Genomic DNA, 19,026 nt, shown 5'->3' with positions numbered 1-19,026 from the left:
TGAAGGCGGTGCCCGGTGCCGGCCGCGGCCGGGATTCCGCGCGGCCGGCACCGGGGAGCGGTGGTGGGGCGGGGTCAGCCCCGGGCGGCGCCGAGCAGCGCCTGGACGGTGCGGGACGGGCTCGGACGGCCGAGCCGCTCGGCCATCCACCCGCTGGTGGCGACCAGCGCGCGCAGGTCGACCCCGGTCCGGATGCCGAGCCCGTGCAGCATCCACACCAGGTCCTCGGTGGCCAGGTTGCCGGTGGCGCTCTTCGCGTACGGGCAGCCGCCGAGGCCGCCCGCCGACGCGTCCACCGTGGTGACCCCCTCGCGCAGGGCCGCCAGGGTGTTGCTGAGCGCCTGGCCGTAGGTGTCGTGGAAGTGCACGGCGAGCCGGTCGGCCGGCACCCCGGCGCGCGCGAAGCCGGCCAGCAGGGCGCCGACCTGCCCGGGGGTGGCCACGCCGATGGTGTCGCCGAGGCTCAGTTCCGCGCAGCCCATCTCCAGCAGCCGCACGCCGTGCCCGATCACCTGGGAGACCGGGACCGGACCCTCCCAGGGGTCTCCGAAGCACATCGAGAGGTAGCCGCGGACCGCCAGCCCGGCCTCGGTCGCCCGCGCCACGACCGGGCGGAACATCGCCATCGCCTCGTCCGCCGAGCGGTTGAGGTTGCGGAGGGCGAAGGTCTCGGTGGCGCTGGCGAACACCGCGACGTCGGTGGCGTGGTGGGCGAGCGCCCGGTCGAGGCCGCGTTCGTTGGGCACCAGCACCGGCAGCCGCAGGCCGGGGTGGCGCTCCGGCAGGCCGGCGAGCCGGGGCATCAGCTCCTCGGCGTCGGCCAGCTGCGGGACCCATTTCGGGTGGACGAAGCTGGTCGCCTCGACGGTGCGCAGCCCGGCGTCCGCGAGCCGGGCGATGAACTCCGCCTTGACCTCCACGGGCACCTGGGAGCCCTCGTTCTGCAGCCCGTCGCGCGGTCCGACCTCGTGGATCCGGACCTCCTCGGGCAGCCCGGGGGCGCGGACGGGGTCGGGGAGGCCCAGGTCCAGCGCGTCGGGCTCGCGGGCGGGTGCGGTCATGACCGCACCCCGGCGGCCGCGGGGGCGGCCTGCTCGTCGGCGCCGTCCCCGGCCGGGGCGACCACGACCAGCAGTTCCTCCATCGCGACGGTGGCGCCGGCGGCGGCCCGCAGTTCGGCCACCACGCCGTCGTGCGGGGCGGCGATCACGTGTTCCATCTTCATGGCCTCCAGCACGAGCAGGGGCTGGCCCTTGCGGACCGTCTCGCCCGCCGTGGTCTTGACGACGGTGACGGTCCCGGGCATCGGGGCGGTCAGGGCGCCGTGGTGGGCGGCGGTTCCGGCGGCGCGCTCGCCCACCGGGTCGTGGGCGTGCAGCGACCAGGCGTCGCCCTCGACACCGAGCCAGGTCACCGGTCCGGCGACGAGGCCGGGAGCGGCGTCGGTGGCCAGCGCGAACGTGGTCTGCAGGCCGTCGACGGTCAGGTGCAGCCGGTCGGCGGTCCGGGTCGCGCGGGCGCGGTGGACGGGCCCGGCGCCGAGCCGGAGCTCGACCTCGCGGGTGAGCTCGGCGGGATTGTCAGTGGCATCGGCTACGTTGCCTGCAGTGATCGAACGGATGCGCACCGAGACCGGATCCCGGCCGGGGGTACGGAGTCGGTGGGTGGTCCAGGCGGGGGTGCCGCTCAGGCGCCAGCCGGAGGGAAGGGAGAAGGGGTCGGTCCAGCCGCCGGGGTCGGCGGCCGGGGTGAGGTCCAGGTGCCGCGCCAGCGCGGCCGCGTAGTAGAGGAGGTGGGCAGGTGGTGGCGTCTCGGCCGTCAGCGGGTCGGCAGTTGTGGCAGCGGCCTCGTGCGCGTCATCGGCCTCGTTGGCCTTGTCTGCCTCGCCGGTCTCGTGCGCGCCGCTCGGCGCGTTCGCCGGGGAGTACGGGGAGGCGAGCAGGGCGGGCTGCTGCTGGGCCGTCTGTTCCACCAGACCGGTGTCCAGTCGGCCGGCGACGACCTCGGGGTGTGCGAGCAGCCGTCGCAGGAAGCCGGTGTTGGTGGTGACGCCCAGGATGCGGGTGTCGGCCAGCGCGGCGCGGAGCCGGCGCAGCGCGGTCGGGCGGTCGGGCCCGTACGCGATGACCTTGGCGAGCATCGGGTCGTAGGCGCTGGTGACGACGGATCCGGGGGCGACTCCGGAGTCGACGCGCACGCCCTCGCCCTGGGGCTCGTCCAGGAGGAGGATGCGGCCGCCGGTGGGCAGGAAGTCCCGTTCCGGGTCCTCGGCGCAGATCCGGGCCTCGATGGCGTGGCCCAGGAAGGAGATGTCGGACTGGTCGAAGGAGAGCCGTTCGCCCGAGGCGATCCGCAGCTGCCACTCGACCAGGTCGAGTCGGGCTGAATCGTCGCCGACGGCGACGGCGAGTTCGGTGACGGGGTGTTCGACCTGGAGGCGGGTGTTCATCTCCATGAAGAAGAAGTCCCGTACCCCCTCGGTGGAGGCGGTGGCGGGGGAGTCCGGGTCGATGCCGGGAACGATGAACTCCACGGTGCCGGCGCCGGTGTAGCCGCAGGACTCCGCGGCGCGGACGGCCGCGGCGCCCATCGCGGCGCGGGTCTCGGCATTGAGCAGAACGGAGGGAGCCTCTTCGATCAGTTTCTGATGGCGGCGCTGGAGGCTGCATTCGCGCTCGCCGAGGTGGACGGTGGTGCCGTGGGCGTCGGCGAGCACCTGCACCTCGATGTGGCGCGGCCGGTCGACCCAGCGTTCCAGCAGCAGGGTGTCGTCGCCGAAGGCGGTCCGGGCGACGCGGCGGGCGGCGGCGATCTCGGTGGGCAGGTCGACGCGGTCCCGCACGAGGCGCATGCCCTTGCCGCCGCCTCCGGCGGACGGCTTGAGCAGGACGGGGTAGCCGATCTCCTCGGCGGCGGCGAGGAGATCCCCGTCGGTGGGCGCGGTGGCCTGGCTGCCGGGGACCACCGGAACGCCGGCGGTTCGGACGGCTTCCTTGGCGTTGATCTTGTCGCCCATCAGCTCGACCGCACCGGGAGGAGGTCCGATGAAGACGAGGCCGGCGTCGGCGCAGGCGCGGGCGAAGCCGGCGTTCTCGGCGAGGAAGCCGTAACCGGGGTGGACGGCCTGGGCCCCGGTGCGGCGGGCGGCGGCGAGGATCTGGTCGGTGCGCAGGTAGGTCTCGGCCGCCGAGCTGTCGCTGCGGTCGGCCGGGCCGAGCCGGACGGCGACGTCCGCCTCGCGGACGTGCGGCGCGTCGGCGTCGGCGTCGCTGAACACGGCGACCGAGCGCACGCCGAGCCGCCGCAGGGTGCGGATCACCCGGAGGGCGATCTCGCCGCGGTTGGCGACCAGAACTGTGTCGAACATGGGAGGCGTTCCTCCGGGTCGAGGGGAGCCGTACGAAGGAGGTGGCGGCGGGGGCGAGGGCGGGGCGGCGGTGGAGGGAAGGGCGCCGGCCCGGGCGGTGCGCCGGCGCCGCGGGAGTCACGCCCGCAGGAGCGGGGTCACACCGACAGGGAGGAGAGGTCGCGAGGGAGGGGCGGGTCACACCCGCCGGGGCGGGGTCACATCCGGAAGACCCCGTACGGGCCGGGCGGCGGGAGCGGGGCGTTGGCGCAGGCGGTGAGGGCGAGGCCGACGACGGTGCGGGTGTCCATCGGGTCGATCACGCCGTCGTCCCAGAGGCGGGCGGTGGCGTAGTAGGCGTTGCCCTGGCGCTCGTACTGCTCGCGGACGGGGCGCTTGAACTCCTCCTCCGCCTCGGTCGGCCACTGCTCGCCGCGGGCCTCCAACTGGTCGCGGCGGACGGTGGCGAGGACGGACGCCGCCTGCTCGCCGCCCATCACGGAGATCTTCGAACCCGGCCACATCCACAGGAAGCGAGGTGAATAGGCCCGGCCGCACATCGAGTAGTTGCCGGCTCCGTACGAGCCGCCGATCACCACGGTCAGCTTCGGGACGCGGGTGCTGGCGACGGCGTTGACCATCTTGGCGCCGTGCTTGGCGATGCCGCCCGCCTCGTACTGCCGGCCGACCATGAACCCGGTGATGTTCTGCAGGAAGAGGAGGGGGATGCCGCGCTGGTCGCACAACTCGATGAAGTGGGCGCCCTTGAGGGCCGATTCGGAGAACAGCACGCCGTTGTTGGCGACGATGCCGACGGGGTGGCCGTGGATCCGGGCGAAGCCGGTGACCAGGGTCGCGCCGTACTCGGCCTTGAACTCGGCGAACCGGCTGCCGTCGACCAGTCGGGCGATCACCTCGCGCACGTCGTAGGGCGTGCGCGGGTCGACCGGGACGGCCCCGTACAGGCCGGCCGGGTCCACGGCCGGCGGCTCGACCGGAGTGAGCGGCCACGGCCTGGCCGAGCGCGGGCCGAGCCCGGCCACGATCGTGCGGACGATCGAGAGGGCGTGGGCGTCGTCCTCGGCCAGGTGGTCCGTCACCCCCGAAGTACGGGAGTGCAGGTCGCCGCCGCCCAGTTCCTCGGCGGTGACCACCTCTCCGGTGGCGGCCTTCACCAGCGGCGGCCCGCCCAGGAAGATCGTGCCCTGGTTGCGGACGATCACGGCCTGGTCGCTCATCGCCGGGACGTAGGCCCCGCCGGCGGTGCAGGAGCCGAGCACGGCGGCGATCTGCGGGATGCCCGCGGCGGAGAGCCGGGCCTGGTTGTAGAAGATCCGGCCGAAGTGGTCGCGGTCCGGGAAGACCTCGTCCTGCATCGGGAGGAAGGCGCCGCCGGAGTCCACCAGGTAGACGCAGGGCAGCCGGTTCTCCAGCGCGACCTCCTGGGCGCGCAGGTGCTTCTTCACGGTCATCGGGTAGTAGGTGCCGCCCTTGACGGTGGCGTCGTTGGCGACCACCACCACCTCGCGTCCGGCGACCCGGCCGATGCCCGCGATCACCCCGGCCGCGGGCGCCGCCCCGTCGTACATCCCGTCGGCGGCCAGCGGGGCCAGTTCCAGGAAGGGCGAGGCCGGGTCGAGCAGGGTGTCCACCCGGTCGCGGGGGAGCAGCTTGCCGCGCGCCGTGTGCCGGGCGCGGGCCCTGGCGCCGCCGCCGAGGGCCGCCGCGTCGAGCTTCTCGCGCAGCTCGGCGACGAGGGCCCGGTGTGCCTCGGTGTTGGCGCGGTAGGCGGTGGAGCCCGGATCGACCGCGGTGCCGAGCCGGGGCGCGGGAGCAGCGGCTCCCGGCGGTACGGCACCCGGCGCCGCCGTGGTGCCGGCCGCTGCGCTGCCATGGACGCCGGTGGGTACACCGGCGGTTGAGATGACCATTCCCAAGAGCTCCCTTGCCCTCGGCACCAGGTGGGCGGCCGAATGCGGTGCGCCCGTGGACCCCACGTTAATTAACGTTAACTTACGCATCCAGGTTAACGGCCGATAACCCCACTGTCTACGATGGGCAGCATGCCGAACGTCCCCGCAGCCTCCGCGCTCCCACGCCGCGACCAGATCCGTCGGGAGGCCGCGCGACTCTTCGCGGCCCGGGGTTTCCTCGGGGTGGGTGTGGACGAGATCGGCAAGGCCGTCGGCATCAGCGGCCCCGGGCTCTACCGCCACTTCGCCGGAAAGGACGCGATGCTCGCCGATCTGCTGATCGGCATCAGCGAGCGCCTGCTGGAGGAGGGGCGGCGCCGGGCGGGGGGCGGTGACGGTCCGGCCGCCGCGCTGGACGCGCTGATCGGTGGCCACGTCGACTTCGCCCTCGACGACCGCGACCTGATCACCCTCCACGACCGCGAGCTGCTGAACCTCAAGGAGGAGGACCGCCGCACCGTCCGCCGGCTCCAGCGCGGCTACGTCGAGCTGTGGGTGGACGTGGTCCGGCAGGTCTATCCGCAGTTGACGGGCCCCGCCGCCGAGCCGGTGGCCAGGGCCGCCGTCCACGCCGTCTTCGGCCTGATCAACTCGACCCCGCACAGCCTCGGATCGGGCCCCGCCCAGGACGAGCGCTCCGGCCTCCAGCGCGACGGCATGGCCGTCCTGCTGCAGGCCCTCGCCCACGGCGCCTTCGCGGCGGCGGCCGAGTCGGTGGCCGCGCGGGCCTGAGCCCCGCGCCCCCGGAGGGCCTGCCCGGCAGTCCGGGCCCGAGGGCCGGCGGTCCGGTCCGGTTCCGAGGTCGGAGGTCCGGCTCCGAGGTCGGAGGTCTAGGGCCGTTTAGGGCCACCGGAGGTCTAGGACCAAAGGACGGCGCCCGCCCGCCCCTGGCCGCTGGGCCTTCGGCGGGTCGTCCGCGACCCTGGAGTCAGGCGACCCTGGAGGCGGGCGGGGTCGGCGGGCCGTGCGCGCGTTCGACCCGGACGCGTTCGGCCGGGAATCACCGCAGGCCGCAGGCTGTTGGCCAGTCCGCCGGACCGGATGATCCGGGCTGCTCCGGCCCGCTCCGGCCCTATCCGGGCCGGAAACGCCATGGCGGCCACCCGACGAAATGGTTAGCATCCCTAAATATGCCTGAGACTCACGGATCCACGGTGGAGCAATCCCCGAGCGGCTCACCGGACCCCGACGCGAGCCCGCAGCCGGACGGCGACCACTTGCAGCCGGACGGCGACCACCCGCAGGCCGTCGGCTGGCTGCGCCGCCTGGTCGGCTACTGCTGGCGTTCCCGCCGCAGCGTGCTGCTCGCCTTCGGCGCCTCGCTCGTCGGCATGGCCGTCACCTCGCTGGTGCCGCTGGTCACCAAGCTGATCATCGACGACGTCATCACCGCGCACACCCGCTCGCTGGTCCCCTGGGCGGTGGTGCTGCTGCTCGCCGCCGCCGTAGTCTTCGGGTGCACCCAGGTCCGCCGCTACTACGGCGGCCAGCTCGCCCTCGACGTCCAGCACGACATGCGCAGCGACCTGTTCCGCTCGCTCGGCCAGCTCGACGGCCACCGCCAGGACCGGCTGGACACCGGCCAGGTGGTTGGGCGCGCGACCTCCGACCTCCAGCTGATCAACGGCCTGCTCTCGATGCTGCCGATGATGACCGGCTACCTGCTGATGTTCGTCATGTCGCTGGCCGTGATGGTCTGGCTCTCCCCGCCGCTCACCCTGATAGCCGTGGTGATGGCCCCCGCGCTGTGGTGGATCACCGTCCTCAGCCGCAAGCGCCTCTTCCCCGCCACCTGGGCCGCCCAGCAGGAGGCGGCCGCCGTCGCGGGCGTGGTGGACGGCGCGATCGGCGGCGTCCGGGTGGTCAAGGGCTTCGGCCAGGAGGCGCAGGAGCTGGACAAGCTGGAGCGGGCCTCCCGCAACCTGTTCGCCGCCCGGCTCCGGTCGATCCGACTCAACGCCCGCTACAACCCGGCGATGCAGGCCATCCCGGCGCTCGCGCAGGTCGCGGTGCTGGCCTTCGGCGGCTGGCTGGCCGTCGACGGCCAGGTGTCGCTCGGGACCTTCGTCGCCTTCTCCACCTACGTCGCGCAGATGACCGGACCGGTGCGGATGCTCACCATGGTCATCACGGTCGGCCAGCAGGCCCGGGCCGGTGTGGAGCGCGTCCTCCAGCTGATCGACGAGCGCCCGCTGGTCCAGGAGCGCCCGGACGCGCTCACCCTGGACCTCACCGGGGACGGCACTCCCGAAGGCGTCACCACCGGCGTCCGCGAAGGCGGCACCGCAGGCCCTCGCGCCACCGCAGGCCCTCGCGCCACCGCAGGCCCTCGCGCCACCGCGGACACCCGCGCCACCACAGGCCCCCGAACCTCCGACGTCGCCCTGGAGTTCGACCAGGTCGAGTTCCGCTACGACCCCGAGCACCCCGCCCCCGTCCTGCACGGCCTCAGCCTGAAGCTGGCCCCCGGCGAGACCCTCGCCCTGGTCGGGGCTTCCGGCTCCGGCAAGTCGACGGTGGCGCAGCTGGTGCCGCGCTTCTACGACCCGGCGGCCGGCGCCGTCCGCCTCTACGGCCACGACCTGCGCGACCTCACCCTGGACTCGGTCCGGTCGGCGGTCGGCATCGTCCCCGAGGAGAGCTTCCTGTTCTCCGAGTCGGTCCGCACCAACATCGCCTACGGCCGTCCGGACGCCACGGACGAGCAGGTGGTGGCGGCCGCGCGGGCCGCCCAGGCCGACGAGTTCGTCCGCGCGCTGCCGGACGGCTACGAGACCAGGGTCGGCGAGCAGGGCCTGACTCTCTCCGGCGGCCAGCGCCAGCGGATCGCGCTGGCCCGGGCGATCCTCACCGACCCCCGGATCCTGCTGCTGGACGATGCCACCTCGGCGGTGGACCCGCAGGTCGAGGCGGAGATCCACGACGCGCTGCGTTCGGTGATGACCGGCCGCACCACGCTGCTGATCGCCCACCGCCGCTCGACCCTGCAGCTCGCCGACCGGATAGCCGTCCTTGATCACGGCCGGCTGCTGGACATCGGCACGCACGAGGAACTCGACGCCCGATGTCCCCAGTACCGGGCTCTGATCACCGACCCCGAGGCCGGCCGCACGTCGCGGTCGTCCGAGGCCCCGCAGACCGTCGAACAGACTTCGCCGCAGACCCCCGAGCGGCCCGCTGGGCAGCAGGCCCCCGCGCAGCAGGCCGCTGAGCAGACCGAGGCGCGGTCCACCTCCGAGCCGGTCCACGAACCGACCCCCACGCAGGCTCCTGCCCCGGCCACCCCCGACCTCCCCACCCCCGCCCTGGTCAAGGCGGCCCGCACCGCCGACCCCGACCTGCTGGCCAAGGTCGCGGCCCTCCCGCCGGCCGCCGACTCCCCGGCGGTCCCGCGCGCCGAGGCCGAGGCCGGTGACCCGGACTTCACCCTCCGCCGCCTGCTGCGCCCCTTCCGTGTCCCGCTCGCCCTGGCCCTGTTGCTCGTGGCGCTCGACGCGGCCTCCGGCCTGGTGCTGCCGGTGCTGATCCGGCACGGCATCGACCAGGGCGTCAGCAAGGCCCTGATGTCCGGGGTGGCCGTGGCCGCGCTCGCCGCGCTGGTGGTGGTGCTGCTGGACTGGTTGGTGCAGAGCGCCGAGAACCGGGTCAGCGGCCGTACCGGTGAGCGGGTGCTCTACATGCTGCGCCTCAAGATCTTCGCCCACCTCAACCGGCTCGGCCTGGACTACTACGAGCGCGAGCTGTCCGGCCGGATCATGACCCGGATGACCACCGACCTGGACTCGCTGACGTCCTTCCTGCAGACCGGCGTGGTCACCGCCGTGGTCAGCCTGCTGACCTTCGGCGGGATCTTCGCCGCGCTACTGATCATCGACGCCGGTCTGGCCCTGGTGGTCTTCGCGGTGCTGCCCCTGCTGGTGATCGCGACGCTGGTGTTCCGCCGGAAGTCCAGGGACCAGTACGAGCTGTCCCGGGATCTCATCAGCACCGTCAACGCCGACCTCCAGGAGAACGTGGCGGGCATGCGGATCGTCCAGGCCTTCCGCCGCCTGGACACCAACACGGACCGCTTCGTCGCCCGGGGCGTCGCCTACCGCGAGGCCCGGGTGCGCGCGCAGCTGTACATCTCGCTGTACTTCCCGTTCGTCCAGTTCCTCTCCAGCGTGGCCGCCGCGCTGGTGCTGATCGTGGGCGCGGCCCGGGTCGACGCCGGGACGCTGACGGTCGGCGCGCTGGTCGCGTACCTGCTGTACATCGATCTGTTCTTCGCACCGGTCAACCAGCTGTCCCAGGTGTTCGACGGCTACCAGCAGGCCTCGGTGGGCCTCGGCCGGATCCGGGAGCTGCTGCGCACCCCGACCGCCACGGCCGAGGCGGCCGACCCCGTGCCGGTGCCCGAGGGGCTGCGCGGCGAGATCTCCTTCGAGGGTGTCGGCTTCGCCTACAACGGCGGCGCGGACGGCGCCCCGAACGTGCTGACCGGCGTGGACCTGCACATCCCGGCCGGGCAGACGGTGGCGCTGGTGGGTGAGACCGGTGCCGGCAAGTCGACGCTGGTGAAGCTGGTCGCCCGGTTCTACGACGCGACGGAGGGCACCGTGCGGGTGGACGGGGTCGACCTCACCCGCTTCGACCTGGCGCAGTACCGCCACCGGCTGGGCGTGGTGCCGCAGGAGGCCTACCTGTTCGCGGGCACGGTGCGCGAGGCGATCGCCTACGGCCGGCCCGACGCCTCGCCGGCCGACGTGGAGGCGGCGGCCCGGGCGGTCGGCGCGCACGACATGATCGTCCGCTTGTCCGGCGGCTACGACCACGAGGTCGCGGGTCGCGGCCGCAACCTCTCGGCCGGCCAGCGGCAGTTGATCGCGCTGGCCCGAGCCGAGCTGGTCGATCCGGACATCCTGCTGCTCGACGAGGCGACCGCGGCGCTCGACCTGGCCACCGAGGCGGCGGTCAACCATGCCGCGGACCGGCTCAGCGGCGGCCGCACCACGCTGGTCATCGCCCACCGGCTGACCACCGCCGAGCGCGCCGACCGGGTCGTGGTGCTGGACCACGGCCGGGTGGTCGAGGACGGCACGCACACCGAGCTGCTCGCCCGGGGCGGTACGTACGCCCGGCTCTGGCAGGCGTTCATCGCGGACGGCCACCCGGCGGTCGGGGCCGTCGCCGCGAGGTAGCCGACTGCCCGCGATCAGTCTGCCGGACCGTCGCCGGCGGCCCGGCAGGCTGATCGTCAGGCGGCGATCAGCGAGGCCAGCAGGCCGGTGGCGTCGATCCCGTGCGGCAGGTCGCTGACCTGTCCGTCCCCGACCTCGACCACGCGCCAGCCGGAGCCGTCGGCCCGGCTGGCGAGGTCGGTGGTGACGAATCGGCAGCCGAGCATCCGGACCAGGGGGCGGACGCCGGTGAGGTCGGGTTCGACATCGTGGTGCGGTGCGTCGGGGTGCGGCCCGACCAGGACGGGTTCGCCGTCCAGCCACCACACCCGCGCCTCCACGGCCCGCCCGCTCCCACGGCCCGAACTGTCATCCGGCCCTCCGCCCGAGTCGTCACCCGAGTGGTCACCCGAGCTGCCGCCCGGCCCGTCGGCCAGTCGCTCGAACTCCTCGTACCGCCGCAGCACCACCCCGCCGGTCAGGAACTCGCCCTGGAGCTCGACGAACCGCGCCACCACCCGTCCGATGCTCGCCAGGTCGGCCAACTCGGGGATGTAGCAGGCCTCGTGCCACTCGTGCTTGCGCGACTTCACGTAGTCCTTGACGATCGCCGGCCCGCTCCCGCCGAGCCGGGCCGCGGCGGCCGCCAGCTCTTCCGGCCCGGGCACCGCGGCAGCGGCGGTGGGGATCCACGTGCTGGGCGGAGTCGCCCCCTCGAACACGCTGTACCAGCCGGGCAGTTCGTGCGCCGTCGCATAGCCGGCCGGGCTGGTCAGCAAGGCGCAGCCGCGCGCGGCGAGCGCGGTGGCGAAGCCGGCGTAGCGGGCGGACGGAAGCATCCAGCCCCGGTACCAGAGCGGACCCCGGTCCCGCGGCACCCGCCGGACCGCCTGCTCGGCGTGCCCGGCGAGCAGCGCGTCGTGGTCGACCAGGTGGTGCTCGCCGCCCAACTCCCGCAGCAGCCTGGCCTCCCAGGCGAAGTGCGGGTCGGGCCGGAGCGGGTTGAGCGGGTCGGCGGGGAAGAGGATCGCGGGTACGGGCATGGCCGTCAGGGTAAGGCCCGGGCGGGGCGGCGTCGGCGGCTTTCGGCGCGTCAAACCCGCTCGACGGCCCGGCCGGGTGCTGGGAGAGTGATTCGATGCGAAATCTGCTGAGACTCCGTAGACGTGTCCCCCGGCAGGCGGCTCGCACGGTGGTCCTGGACGAGGACGGCTCGGTCTTCCTGCTCCGTTCGGACAACGACGAGGTCGGCGTCCACTGGACCATGCCGGGCGGCGGGCTGGAGCCCGGCGAGACCCCGTGGACCGGTGCCCGGCGCGAACTCTGGGAGGAGACGGGCTGGAGCGACCTCGAACCGGGCCCGCTGCTCTGCACGTGGGAACACGACTTCACCTGGCACGGCACTCCGGTTCGCCAGCACGAGCACATCTACCTCACGGGCGGACCGCACCGCGGCCCGGTCGGTGACGTCAGCGCGGTGCACGCCGAGGACCGGATCCTCGACTGGCGCTGGTGGACCCCGGCCGACCTGGCCGACGAGAACGCCGACGCGCTCTGGCCGCCCCGGCTGCCGGAGCTGCTGGACGCTGTCCGCGAGGGCTGGGCCGTCGACGGGCGCTCCCCGGTACCCGTCGACCTCGGCTTCATCCCGAACGCCCCGGTCGTCCGCTGACCGGCTGCCCGCTGACCGCTCCCCGACACATGGCCGACCGCGATCTCCCGGCCGCCGTCCCCTGACCGCTGCCGACGGGACCTGCACGCGCGCTGCTGCGACCAGGCGCCCCTACGAGCGCACGCCCCTACGAGCGCACGCCCCTACGGGCGCCCGCCGCGTCGTGCCCGTCCGCCCGGGCCGGATTCCCAGGCGTGCAGGTCCAATTCCCGGTCGTGCAGCGCGCAGGGGTTCATCAGCACGGTCAGCTGCGCGTCGGCCAACTGCTCGAAGGCGAGCCCGGTGGCGGTCAGCAGGTGCTCGGTCGGCACCGAGACGGCGATGGCGGGGCGCCAGGAGGGCAGCACGACCAGGCTGGTGCCGCGGCCGATGCGGACCGGTTCCGCCGTCACCCGGACCGGCGCCCGTTCCTCCGGGCGGCCGACGGCCTCGGGCTGGTTCGGGCTGCCGCCGATCAGGATGCCGAGCGGCGTCTCGGCCCGCGCCGCCTCGGGGACGGCGGCCGATGAAGCGGTCACCGCCAAGGCGTCTCCGATGGGTTCACCCGAACCGGGTGCGGCTGCCGTCCGGACCTCGGCCTGGAGAGTGGCGGAGGTCGCGGCCGTCTCCCGTGCGGCTGCCCCCTGCCCGGTCGCGTCGGCCTGAGGGTGCATCCGGCGCAGTCGGCGCGAGGGCGCGGGGCGGCGGGAGACGGCGGTCCGGAGTTCCTCGCGCGCCGCGCGCAGCACGGGCACGGCCGGGTCACCCTCGGGCGCGACAGCCGGCCGACCGAACCGGCCGCCCCCGGTCCGCCCGCCCATGGCCTCGGCTTCGCCGCCCGGAACGTCTTCACGGACCCCGCCGTCTCCGCCTTTGCCGTCCTCGCCGTCCTCGCCGTCCCCGCCAGCCCCGCCGTCCTCGGCGCTCTCGCCGAGCAGCGCCCGAACCTCCGTCGCCGGTCGCCGGCACGCGGCCGCCAGGTCGGCGACCGAGCGGCCCTGGGCGCGGGCGGCCCGCAGCCGGTCGGCGAGCGCCGCCCGCAGCCGCGAGGTGGTCGGATCGTCCGCAGCCGCCTCGCCCGCCGCCGTCGCGAGTCCGCCGTCCCCCGCGCCGTCCTCCCGTCCGCGCGGCTGCGGCACCGAGTCGTGGCGTGAGCCGCCGGCCTGGCGCGGCCCGCCGACCGTGCCGGCCGGGGCGGAGCCCGGAGCGCCGGCCGGGCCGGTCTCGGCGGCCGTCGCGATGGAGCAGCGCGCGGCGTGCGGGGGCGCGGACTCGCCGCTGCCCCCGGGCGGGCCGGGCAGGGGCGGGTCGGTTGCGGCGGGGTGGAGCGAGGTCATCGGCACGGGCCCTTCGGCGGACGGTCCGGATGATCCTCCCGCACCGCGCGACCAGCTCCAAGAGTCAGTTCCGGGGGTGTGCGCGAGACCACTGCCCGCCGCTACGCCCCGTGTCGACTCAGGTGCCGGGCGCGACGAAGCCCTTGAGGTCGGCGAGTACCGCGTTGGCGGCCATGACACCGAGCCCGAGGAACCAGGTCTCGTCCGAAACCGGCCGGGCCTGACCGGACTTGACCGCGCCGAGGGTCTTCCAGAGCGCGCCGCCGAGCACCGCGTCCTGGTTGGTGGAGCTGGGGCTGCCGTACACGCCGTAGAAGATCCAGTCGGCGTCGGCCTTGTCGATCTGCTCCGGGCTGACCTCCACCGCAAGCTCCTTGACCTGTTCGATCTTGGGCTGCGGCAGTGGGATGTCGGTGAGGATGGTGCCGATGAAGGACAGCTCGGCGTACAGCCGGGTCCGGCCGGGCATGAAGCGCAGCGGCGTGATGGTGGGCCGCTTGTCGCCGAGCTTGGTGCCGATCGCGGTGGCGGCCGCCTGGTACGCGTCGAGCTGGGTCTTGGCCTCGGCCTCCAGGCCGAACGGGCTGGCGTTGAGCTGGAAGTTCTGCTTCCAGGGGTAGCCGGGGCGCAGCGAGAAGACGGTCGGCGCGATCTTGGACAGCTGTGCGTACTGGTCCTGGGCGCGCAGCTGGCTGCCGAGGATCAGGTCGGGCTTGAGTGCGGCGATGGCCTCCAGATTGAGGCTGTTGATGGTGCCGACGTTGGCCGGGTTGCCGGCCTTGTCCTTGAGGTAGGACGGCAGGGACTTGGAGCCGTCGGTGTAGACGATGCCGACCGGCTGGATGCCGAGTGCGACGACGTTGTCGAGTTCGCCGGTGTCCAGCACCACGACCCGGGTGGGCTTGGCGGGGATGACGGTCTCGCCCATGGCGTGCTTGACGGTGCGCGGGTAGACGCCGGGGGCGGCGTCGGTGCCGAAGCCCTTCATCTTCTCGATCACGGTGGCGTAGTCGTCGCCGCCCTGCTTGACCGACTTCTGGTCGGGCGATGCGCCGCCGGTGCCGGGGGTCGCGCCGCCGGAGCCGCCGTTGCCGCCCGAGCCGCCGGAGCTGCCGCAGGCGGTGAGCAGTCCGCCGAGGCCGAGGACCGCCCCGCCGGCGATCCCGGCGGAGAGGAACCTGCGGCGGGAGGGGGTGCGGGGGGCGAGGACCAGGCCGTCGGGGTGGGGGGACACGCGACGCTCCTTCGAATCGAGGTTAGGTGAGGCAAACCTATCCGAAGCGCCCGAGGGGGGGCGTAGCGGCCCGTCCGGGCCGAGGGCGAACCATCTCAAACCTTGACATAGGGGAGAAATTCTCTTGACCCTGATCCTTTGAAACCAAGGTACACCGCTTAACGTGCCGTTAATGCTGCACCTTGATGGGCTTCGTCGAGAACGAATCGAAGCAAGTGGTTTAGATCACCAAGGGTTGGTCTACTCAACCTTCCATGCTCGCGCCTAGGGTGCGCTGGTGTTTGATCAGCAGCTCTCAGAGCACGGAAGCAGCGGCCGGGCAATGGCGCCCGACGCTCCGCAGGGTGCCCCGGTCAGTGGCATCAGTGGTGGAGTCCCCGACCAGGGGACAGCTGGGGGAGCGGGGGACAAGGGGCTACGGGGCAACTCGGTGGGCCTGTTGGGCAGTGTGGTTCTGGGCGTCTCCACGGTCGCCCCGGTCTACTGCCTGACCGCGACACTCGGGCCGACCGTCACCGCGGTCGGCGTCCAGATGCCCGCCGTGTTCCTGGCCGGCTTCCTGCCGATGCTGCTCGTCGCGTTCGCCTACAAGGAGCTGAACAAGGACTTCCCGGACTGCGGTACGTCCTTCACCTGGACGGTCAAGGCCTTCGGCCCCCGGGTCGGCTGGATGGCCGGCTGGGGCCTGACCGTCGCGACCATCATCGTGCTCTCCAACCTGGCCGGAGTCGCGACCGACTTCCTCTACCTGATGCTCGGCGAGATGACCGGCAGGAGCTGGGTCGCCGAACTCGACCAGAACCAGGCCGTCCACCTGCTCACCGTCGTCCTGCTGATCGCCGGCGCCACCGCGATGAGCTACCGGGGGATGACCGCCACCAAGTGGTTCCAGTACAGCCTGGTCGGCCTCCAACTCGCCGTGCTGGTGCTCTTCTCGGCCATCGCCATCGGCAAGGCCGCCGCCGGCGACCTGCCCGACTCGATCGGCTTCTCGTTCTCCTGGCTCAACCCGCTCCAGGTCAGCTCCTTCAGCGCCTTCACCGCCGGCCTGTCGCTGTCGATCTTCATGTACTGGGGCTGGGACACCTGTCTCACCATGAACGAGGAGACCCTCGGCAGCGCCAAGACCCCCGGCCGCGCCGCGATGGTCTCCATGGTCACCCTGGTCGGCTCGTACCTGCTGGTCGCGATCTCCGCCCAGATGTTCGCGGGCGTCGGCTCCACCGGCTCCGGCCTCAGCAACCCGGAGACCTCCGACAACGTCTTCGCCGCGCTCGCCCGCCCGGTCCTCGGCTCGCCGTGGAGCGTCCTGCTCTTCCTGGCCGTCGTCGCCAGCGCCGCCGCCAGCCTCCAGACCACCTTCATCCCGGTGGCCCGCACCCTCCTCGCGATGAGCGCCTACCGTGCCGTGCCGCCGCGCTTCGGCGCCGTCCACCCGCGGTTCCGCACCCCCGGGTACGCCACCGTCGCGGCCGGTATCGCCACCGCCGTCTTCTACGTCGGCATGAGCCTGATCAGCGAGAACGTCGTCCAGGACACCATCCTGGCGCTCGGCCTGATGATCTGCTTCTACTACGCGCTGACCGCGTTCGCCTGCGTCTGGTATTTCCGCCGCTCGCTGCGCACCGGCCCCCGCGACCTGTTCCTCAAGGGCATCGCCCCGCTGCTCGGCGGCGTGCTGCTGAGCGGGGTCTTCCTGCAGACCCTCACCGACGCCTGGAACCCGGACTACGGCAGCAGCGCCGTCTTCGGCATCGGCTCGGTGTTCGTCATCGGCGTCGGCATCCTGCTGCTCGGCGCCGTCCTGATGACCTGCTACGGGCTGGCCCGGCCGGAGTTCTTCCGCGGCGAGACGCTGCGCAAGGACACCCCCGCGCTGGTCGTCGAGGACTGAGAGGAGCGGGAGAAGCAGGAGGACCGGGAGGACCGGGAGGACCGGGGGCGCCGAAAACCGGCCACGCCGCCGGGCACCGACGCCATCCTCGACCGCATGAAGCTCTACGCGGGCCAGTGCTGGTGGCCGTCCTGAGGGACGGCCACCCCACCCGCTCGACCAGGGCCGTCCGGAACGGACGGCCCTTTCGCGTTTCCCGGAGGACGAGACCGCCCGGATCATCCGCGGCGCCAGGACCGACGCCGACCGCCGGATCGACTACGACCCGGCCAACCGGCCCGAGGTCTCCGGCCTCGTCCTGACTCGCCGCCGACCGAGGCCACCTGCGCCAGGTCCTGCGCGACGGGGCCGAACGTGCCAACGCCGTCGCCGACGCCACCCTCGACGAGGTCAGGAAGGTGAGGGGGGCGATCTGAAGGACCGCCCCGTGCCTCCCGCGCACCTTCGGGGCACCTCCGGCCCGAAGACGTCGGCTCGCGGACATCGGCCCGTCGACACGGGGGCATATCGTCACCGGGCGGCCTCGACCACGCCGAGGCCGCCCGTACCCGGCCTCCCCCGAAAGGCGTCCCGGCCCATGGACCAGCACCCGACCACACCCGGCCAGGGTCTGACCCGCCCGCCGCACCTGCGCCCCGGTGACCACATCGCCGTCGTCGCCCCCAGCGGCCCGATCGACTCCCAGCGACTCACCGACGGCTGCGCGATCCTCCGCTCCTGGGGCCTGCGGGTCACCGTCGCCCCGCACGTCCTCGACGCCCACCCCACCCTCGGCTACCTCGCCGGCACCGACGCCGACCGCGCCGCCGACCTCAAGTCCGCCTGGCTCGACCCCACCGTCGACGCCGTCATGTGCGCCCGTGGCGGCTACGGCGTCCACCGCATGGTCGACCTGCTCGACTGGGACGCCATGCGCGCCGTCCCGCCCAAGCCGTTCATCGGCTTCAGCGACGTCTCCTCCCTCCAGGAGGCCTTCGCCCAGCGGCTCGGCATTGCCACCCTCTACGGGCCGATGAGCGCGGCCGGCTCCTTCATCACCGACGGACCGACCGCCGAGCACCTGCGCCGCACCCTCTTCGAGCCCACGGCCACCACCGTGCTCACCTCACCGACCGCCACCGCCCTCGTCCCCGGCCGCGCCCGGGGCGTCACCGCGGGCGGCTGCCTCCACGTCCTCGCGGCCGAGCGCGGCACGCCCGCCGCCCGGCCCTCCTACGCCGGCGCCATCCTGATCCTGGAGGACGTCCACGAGCACCCGTACCAGCTCGATCGGCTCCTCACCCAGTTCCTGCGCTCCGGCGCGTTCGACGGGGTCGCCGGCATCGCGCTCGGCTCCTGGGACGGCTGCGGACGGCTCGACCGCGTCCGGGACGTCATGCTCGACCGCCTCGGCCCGCTCGGCATACCCGTCATCTGGGAACTCGGCTTCGGCCACTGCCCCTCCACCCTGACCGTCCCGCTCGGCGTCCCCGCCCTCCTCGACGCCGACGCCGGCACCCTCACCCTGGAGGTACCCGCCCTCGCCGAGCGGTGAGGCCCGTGCCGACGGTGAGTAGGGTGCGGCCATGAACGAGGACCGCCTCACCGCCCTCGCCCTCGGCTTCCTTCGGGGCCCGGGCAGCAACGCCCGTACGATCCTCGGACTTGCCGGCCCGCCCGCCGCCGGCAAGTCCACCCTGGCCCGGCGCCTGGTCGCCGAGATCGAACGCACCGAAGGCCCCGGCAGCGCCGCGTACGTCCCGCTCGACGGCTTCCACCTGTCCGCCGCCCAACTGGACCGCCTCGCCCTGACCCACCGCAAGGGCGCTCCCGCCACCTTCGACGCCCACGGCTACGTCGCCCTGCTGCGCCGCATCGCCGCCGACCGCTTCCAGGACATCTACGTCCCTGACTTCGACCGCACCCTCGACGAACCGGTCGCCGCCCGCCACGTCGTCCACCCGCACACCCGCCTCGTCATCACCGAGGGCAACTACCTCGCCTCCGCCGACACCCCGTGGCCGGAGGCCCGCCGCCTGCTGCGTGAACTCTGGTACGTGGACACCGACGACGCCCTCCGCGAGGAACGCCTGCTCCGCCGCCACCGCGACGGCGGCCGCGACGAGGCCACTGCCCGCCACTGGGTGGCCGGCAACGACCACCCCAACGGCGAGTACGTGAAAGCCGGCCGTGCACTCTGCACCCGGACCGTCCTCGGCAGCGGCTTGCCCACGACACCGACCAGGGGTAGTGTTCTCTAGTCGCTCGGCAGGGAGCACCGGACACGCATCGGCGCGGACGGTCCCGGGGCGGCCAATCCTTTTGAAACACCATTTCCTGGTTCGGGCCGGGTCGCGCCTTGTCGCGGCTTGGTTCTTATTCGGCGTGTTCGTTTTATTGGATTGCGGCCGATTCGCTTTTCGGAGTGGGGATCGGCTAGAGTTTGAAACGTC

Annotated in this window: 12 protein-coding genes; 6 read left to right on the top strand and 6 right to left on the bottom strand. The window is 73.3% G+C overall.

Going from position 1 to position 19,026, the window contains the following annotated elements; all coding sequences use genetic code 11:
• Nucleotides 1–74 precede the first annotated feature (74 nt).
• The 3 genes from ABT015_RS24540 to ABT015_RS24530 form a co-directional block, all read right to left on the bottom strand.
• Nucleotides 75–1,061 (bottom strand): hydroxymethylglutaryl-CoA lyase, encoded by a 987-nt coding sequence (locus ABT015_RS24540; protein WP_350882536.1) that lies wholly within the window; start codon nucleotides 1,059–1,061, stop codon nucleotides 75–77.
• Entirely contained in the window at nucleotides 1,058–3,367 is a 2,310-nt protein-coding gene (locus ABT015_RS24535; protein WP_350882534.1) for an acetyl/propionyl/methylcrotonyl-CoA carboxylase subunit alpha, read from the bottom strand. Before ABT015_RS24535 ends, ABT015_RS24540 begins: the two co-directional genes overlap by 4 nt.
• A gap of 197 nt (nucleotides 3,368–3,564) precedes the next feature.
• Nucleotides 3,565–5,277 carry a carboxyl transferase domain-containing protein gene (locus ABT015_RS24530; protein WP_350882532.1) on the bottom strand — a complete coding sequence of 571 codons (1,713 nt, stop codon included), beginning with the start codon at nucleotides 5,275–5,277 and terminating at the stop codon, nucleotides 3,565–3,567.
• Nucleotides 5,278–5,409: 132 nt separating this feature from the next.
• On the opposite strand from ABT015_RS24530, the gene ABT015_RS24525 reads away from it, so the two are divergent.
• Nucleotides 5,410–6,051: an SACE_7040 family transcriptional regulator gene (locus tag ABT015_RS24525; RefSeq protein ID WP_350882530.1), complete on the top strand. Its 642-nt coding sequence runs from the start codon at nucleotides 5,410–5,412 to the stop codon at nucleotides 6,049–6,051.
• A 398-nt stretch (nucleotides 6,052–6,449) separates the two neighbouring features.
• Nucleotides 6,450–10,499, top strand: coding sequence for an ABC transporter ATP-binding protein (locus tag ABT015_RS24520; protein ID WP_350882528.1), 4,050 nt, complete (start codon nucleotides 6,450–6,452; stop codon nucleotides 10,497–10,499).
• Between the two features lie 56 nt (nucleotides 10,500–10,555).
• Here the strand turns inward: ABT015_RS24520 and ABT015_RS24515 are convergent, their stop codons facing one another.
• The gene (locus ABT015_RS24515) at nucleotides 10,556–11,521 is read right to left on the bottom strand and encodes an ATP-grasp domain-containing protein (RefSeq protein WP_350882526.1); all 966 of its coding nucleotides are present in this window, start codon (nucleotides 11,519–11,521) and stop codon (nucleotides 10,556–10,558) included.
• Nucleotides 11,522–11,616: 95 nt separating this feature from the next.
• Between ABT015_RS24515 and ABT015_RS24510 the strand changes: the two genes are divergently transcribed.
• Complete coding sequence (locus tag ABT015_RS24510) at nucleotides 11,617–12,150, top strand: NUDIX hydrolase (RefSeq protein ID WP_350882524.1); 534 nt, start codon at nucleotides 11,617–11,619, stop codon at nucleotides 12,148–12,150.
• 143 nt (nucleotides 12,151–12,293) lie between these two features.
• On the opposite strand, the gene ABT015_RS24505 is transcribed toward ABT015_RS24510, so the two are convergent.
• Nucleotides 12,294–13,466, bottom strand: coding sequence for a hypothetical protein (locus ABT015_RS24505; RefSeq protein ID WP_350882522.1), 1,173 nt, complete (start codon nucleotides 13,464–13,466; stop codon nucleotides 12,294–12,296).
• Between the two features lie 118 nt (nucleotides 13,467–13,584).
• The gene (locus tag ABT015_RS24500) at nucleotides 13,585–14,700 is read right to left on the bottom strand and encodes an ABC transporter substrate-binding protein (RefSeq protein ID WP_350882519.1); all 1,116 of its coding nucleotides are present in this window, start codon (nucleotides 14,698–14,700) and stop codon (nucleotides 13,585–13,587) included.
• 322 nt (nucleotides 14,701–15,022) lie between these two features.
• Here ABT015_RS24500 and ABT015_RS24495 point away from each other — a divergent pair, with 322 nt between their 5' ends.
• The 3 genes from ABT015_RS24495 to ABT015_RS24480 all read left to right on the top strand — a co-directional run bounded on the left by ABT015_RS24495 (nucleotide 15,023) and on the right by ABT015_RS24480 (nucleotide 18,834).
• Complete coding sequence (locus tag ABT015_RS24495; RefSeq protein ID WP_350882517.1) at nucleotides 15,023–16,594, top strand: APC family permease; 1,572 nt, start codon at nucleotides 15,023–15,025, stop codon at nucleotides 16,592–16,594.
• Between the two features lie 577 nt (nucleotides 16,595–17,171).
• The gene (locus ABT015_RS24485) at nucleotides 17,172–18,128 is read left to right on the top strand and encodes a S66 peptidase family protein (RefSeq protein ID WP_350882514.1); all 957 of its coding nucleotides are present in this window, start codon (nucleotides 17,172–17,174) and stop codon (nucleotides 18,126–18,128) included.
• Between the two features lie 31 nt (nucleotides 18,129–18,159).
• On the top strand, nucleotides 18,160–18,834 hold the full coding sequence (locus ABT015_RS24480; RefSeq protein WP_350882512.1) for a nucleoside/nucleotide kinase family protein: 675 nt from the start codon (nucleotides 18,160–18,162) through the stop codon (nucleotides 18,832–18,834).
• Nucleotides 18,835–19,026: the final 192 nt, after the last annotated feature.

The sequence above is a fragment of the Kitasatospora sp. NPDC094016 genome (assembly GCF_040304045.1).
Classification (GTDB): domain Bacteria; phylum Actinomycetota; class Actinomycetes; order Streptomycetales; family Streptomycetaceae; genus Kitasatospora.
This window is presented reverse-complemented; position numbering and strand designations above follow the sequence as displayed.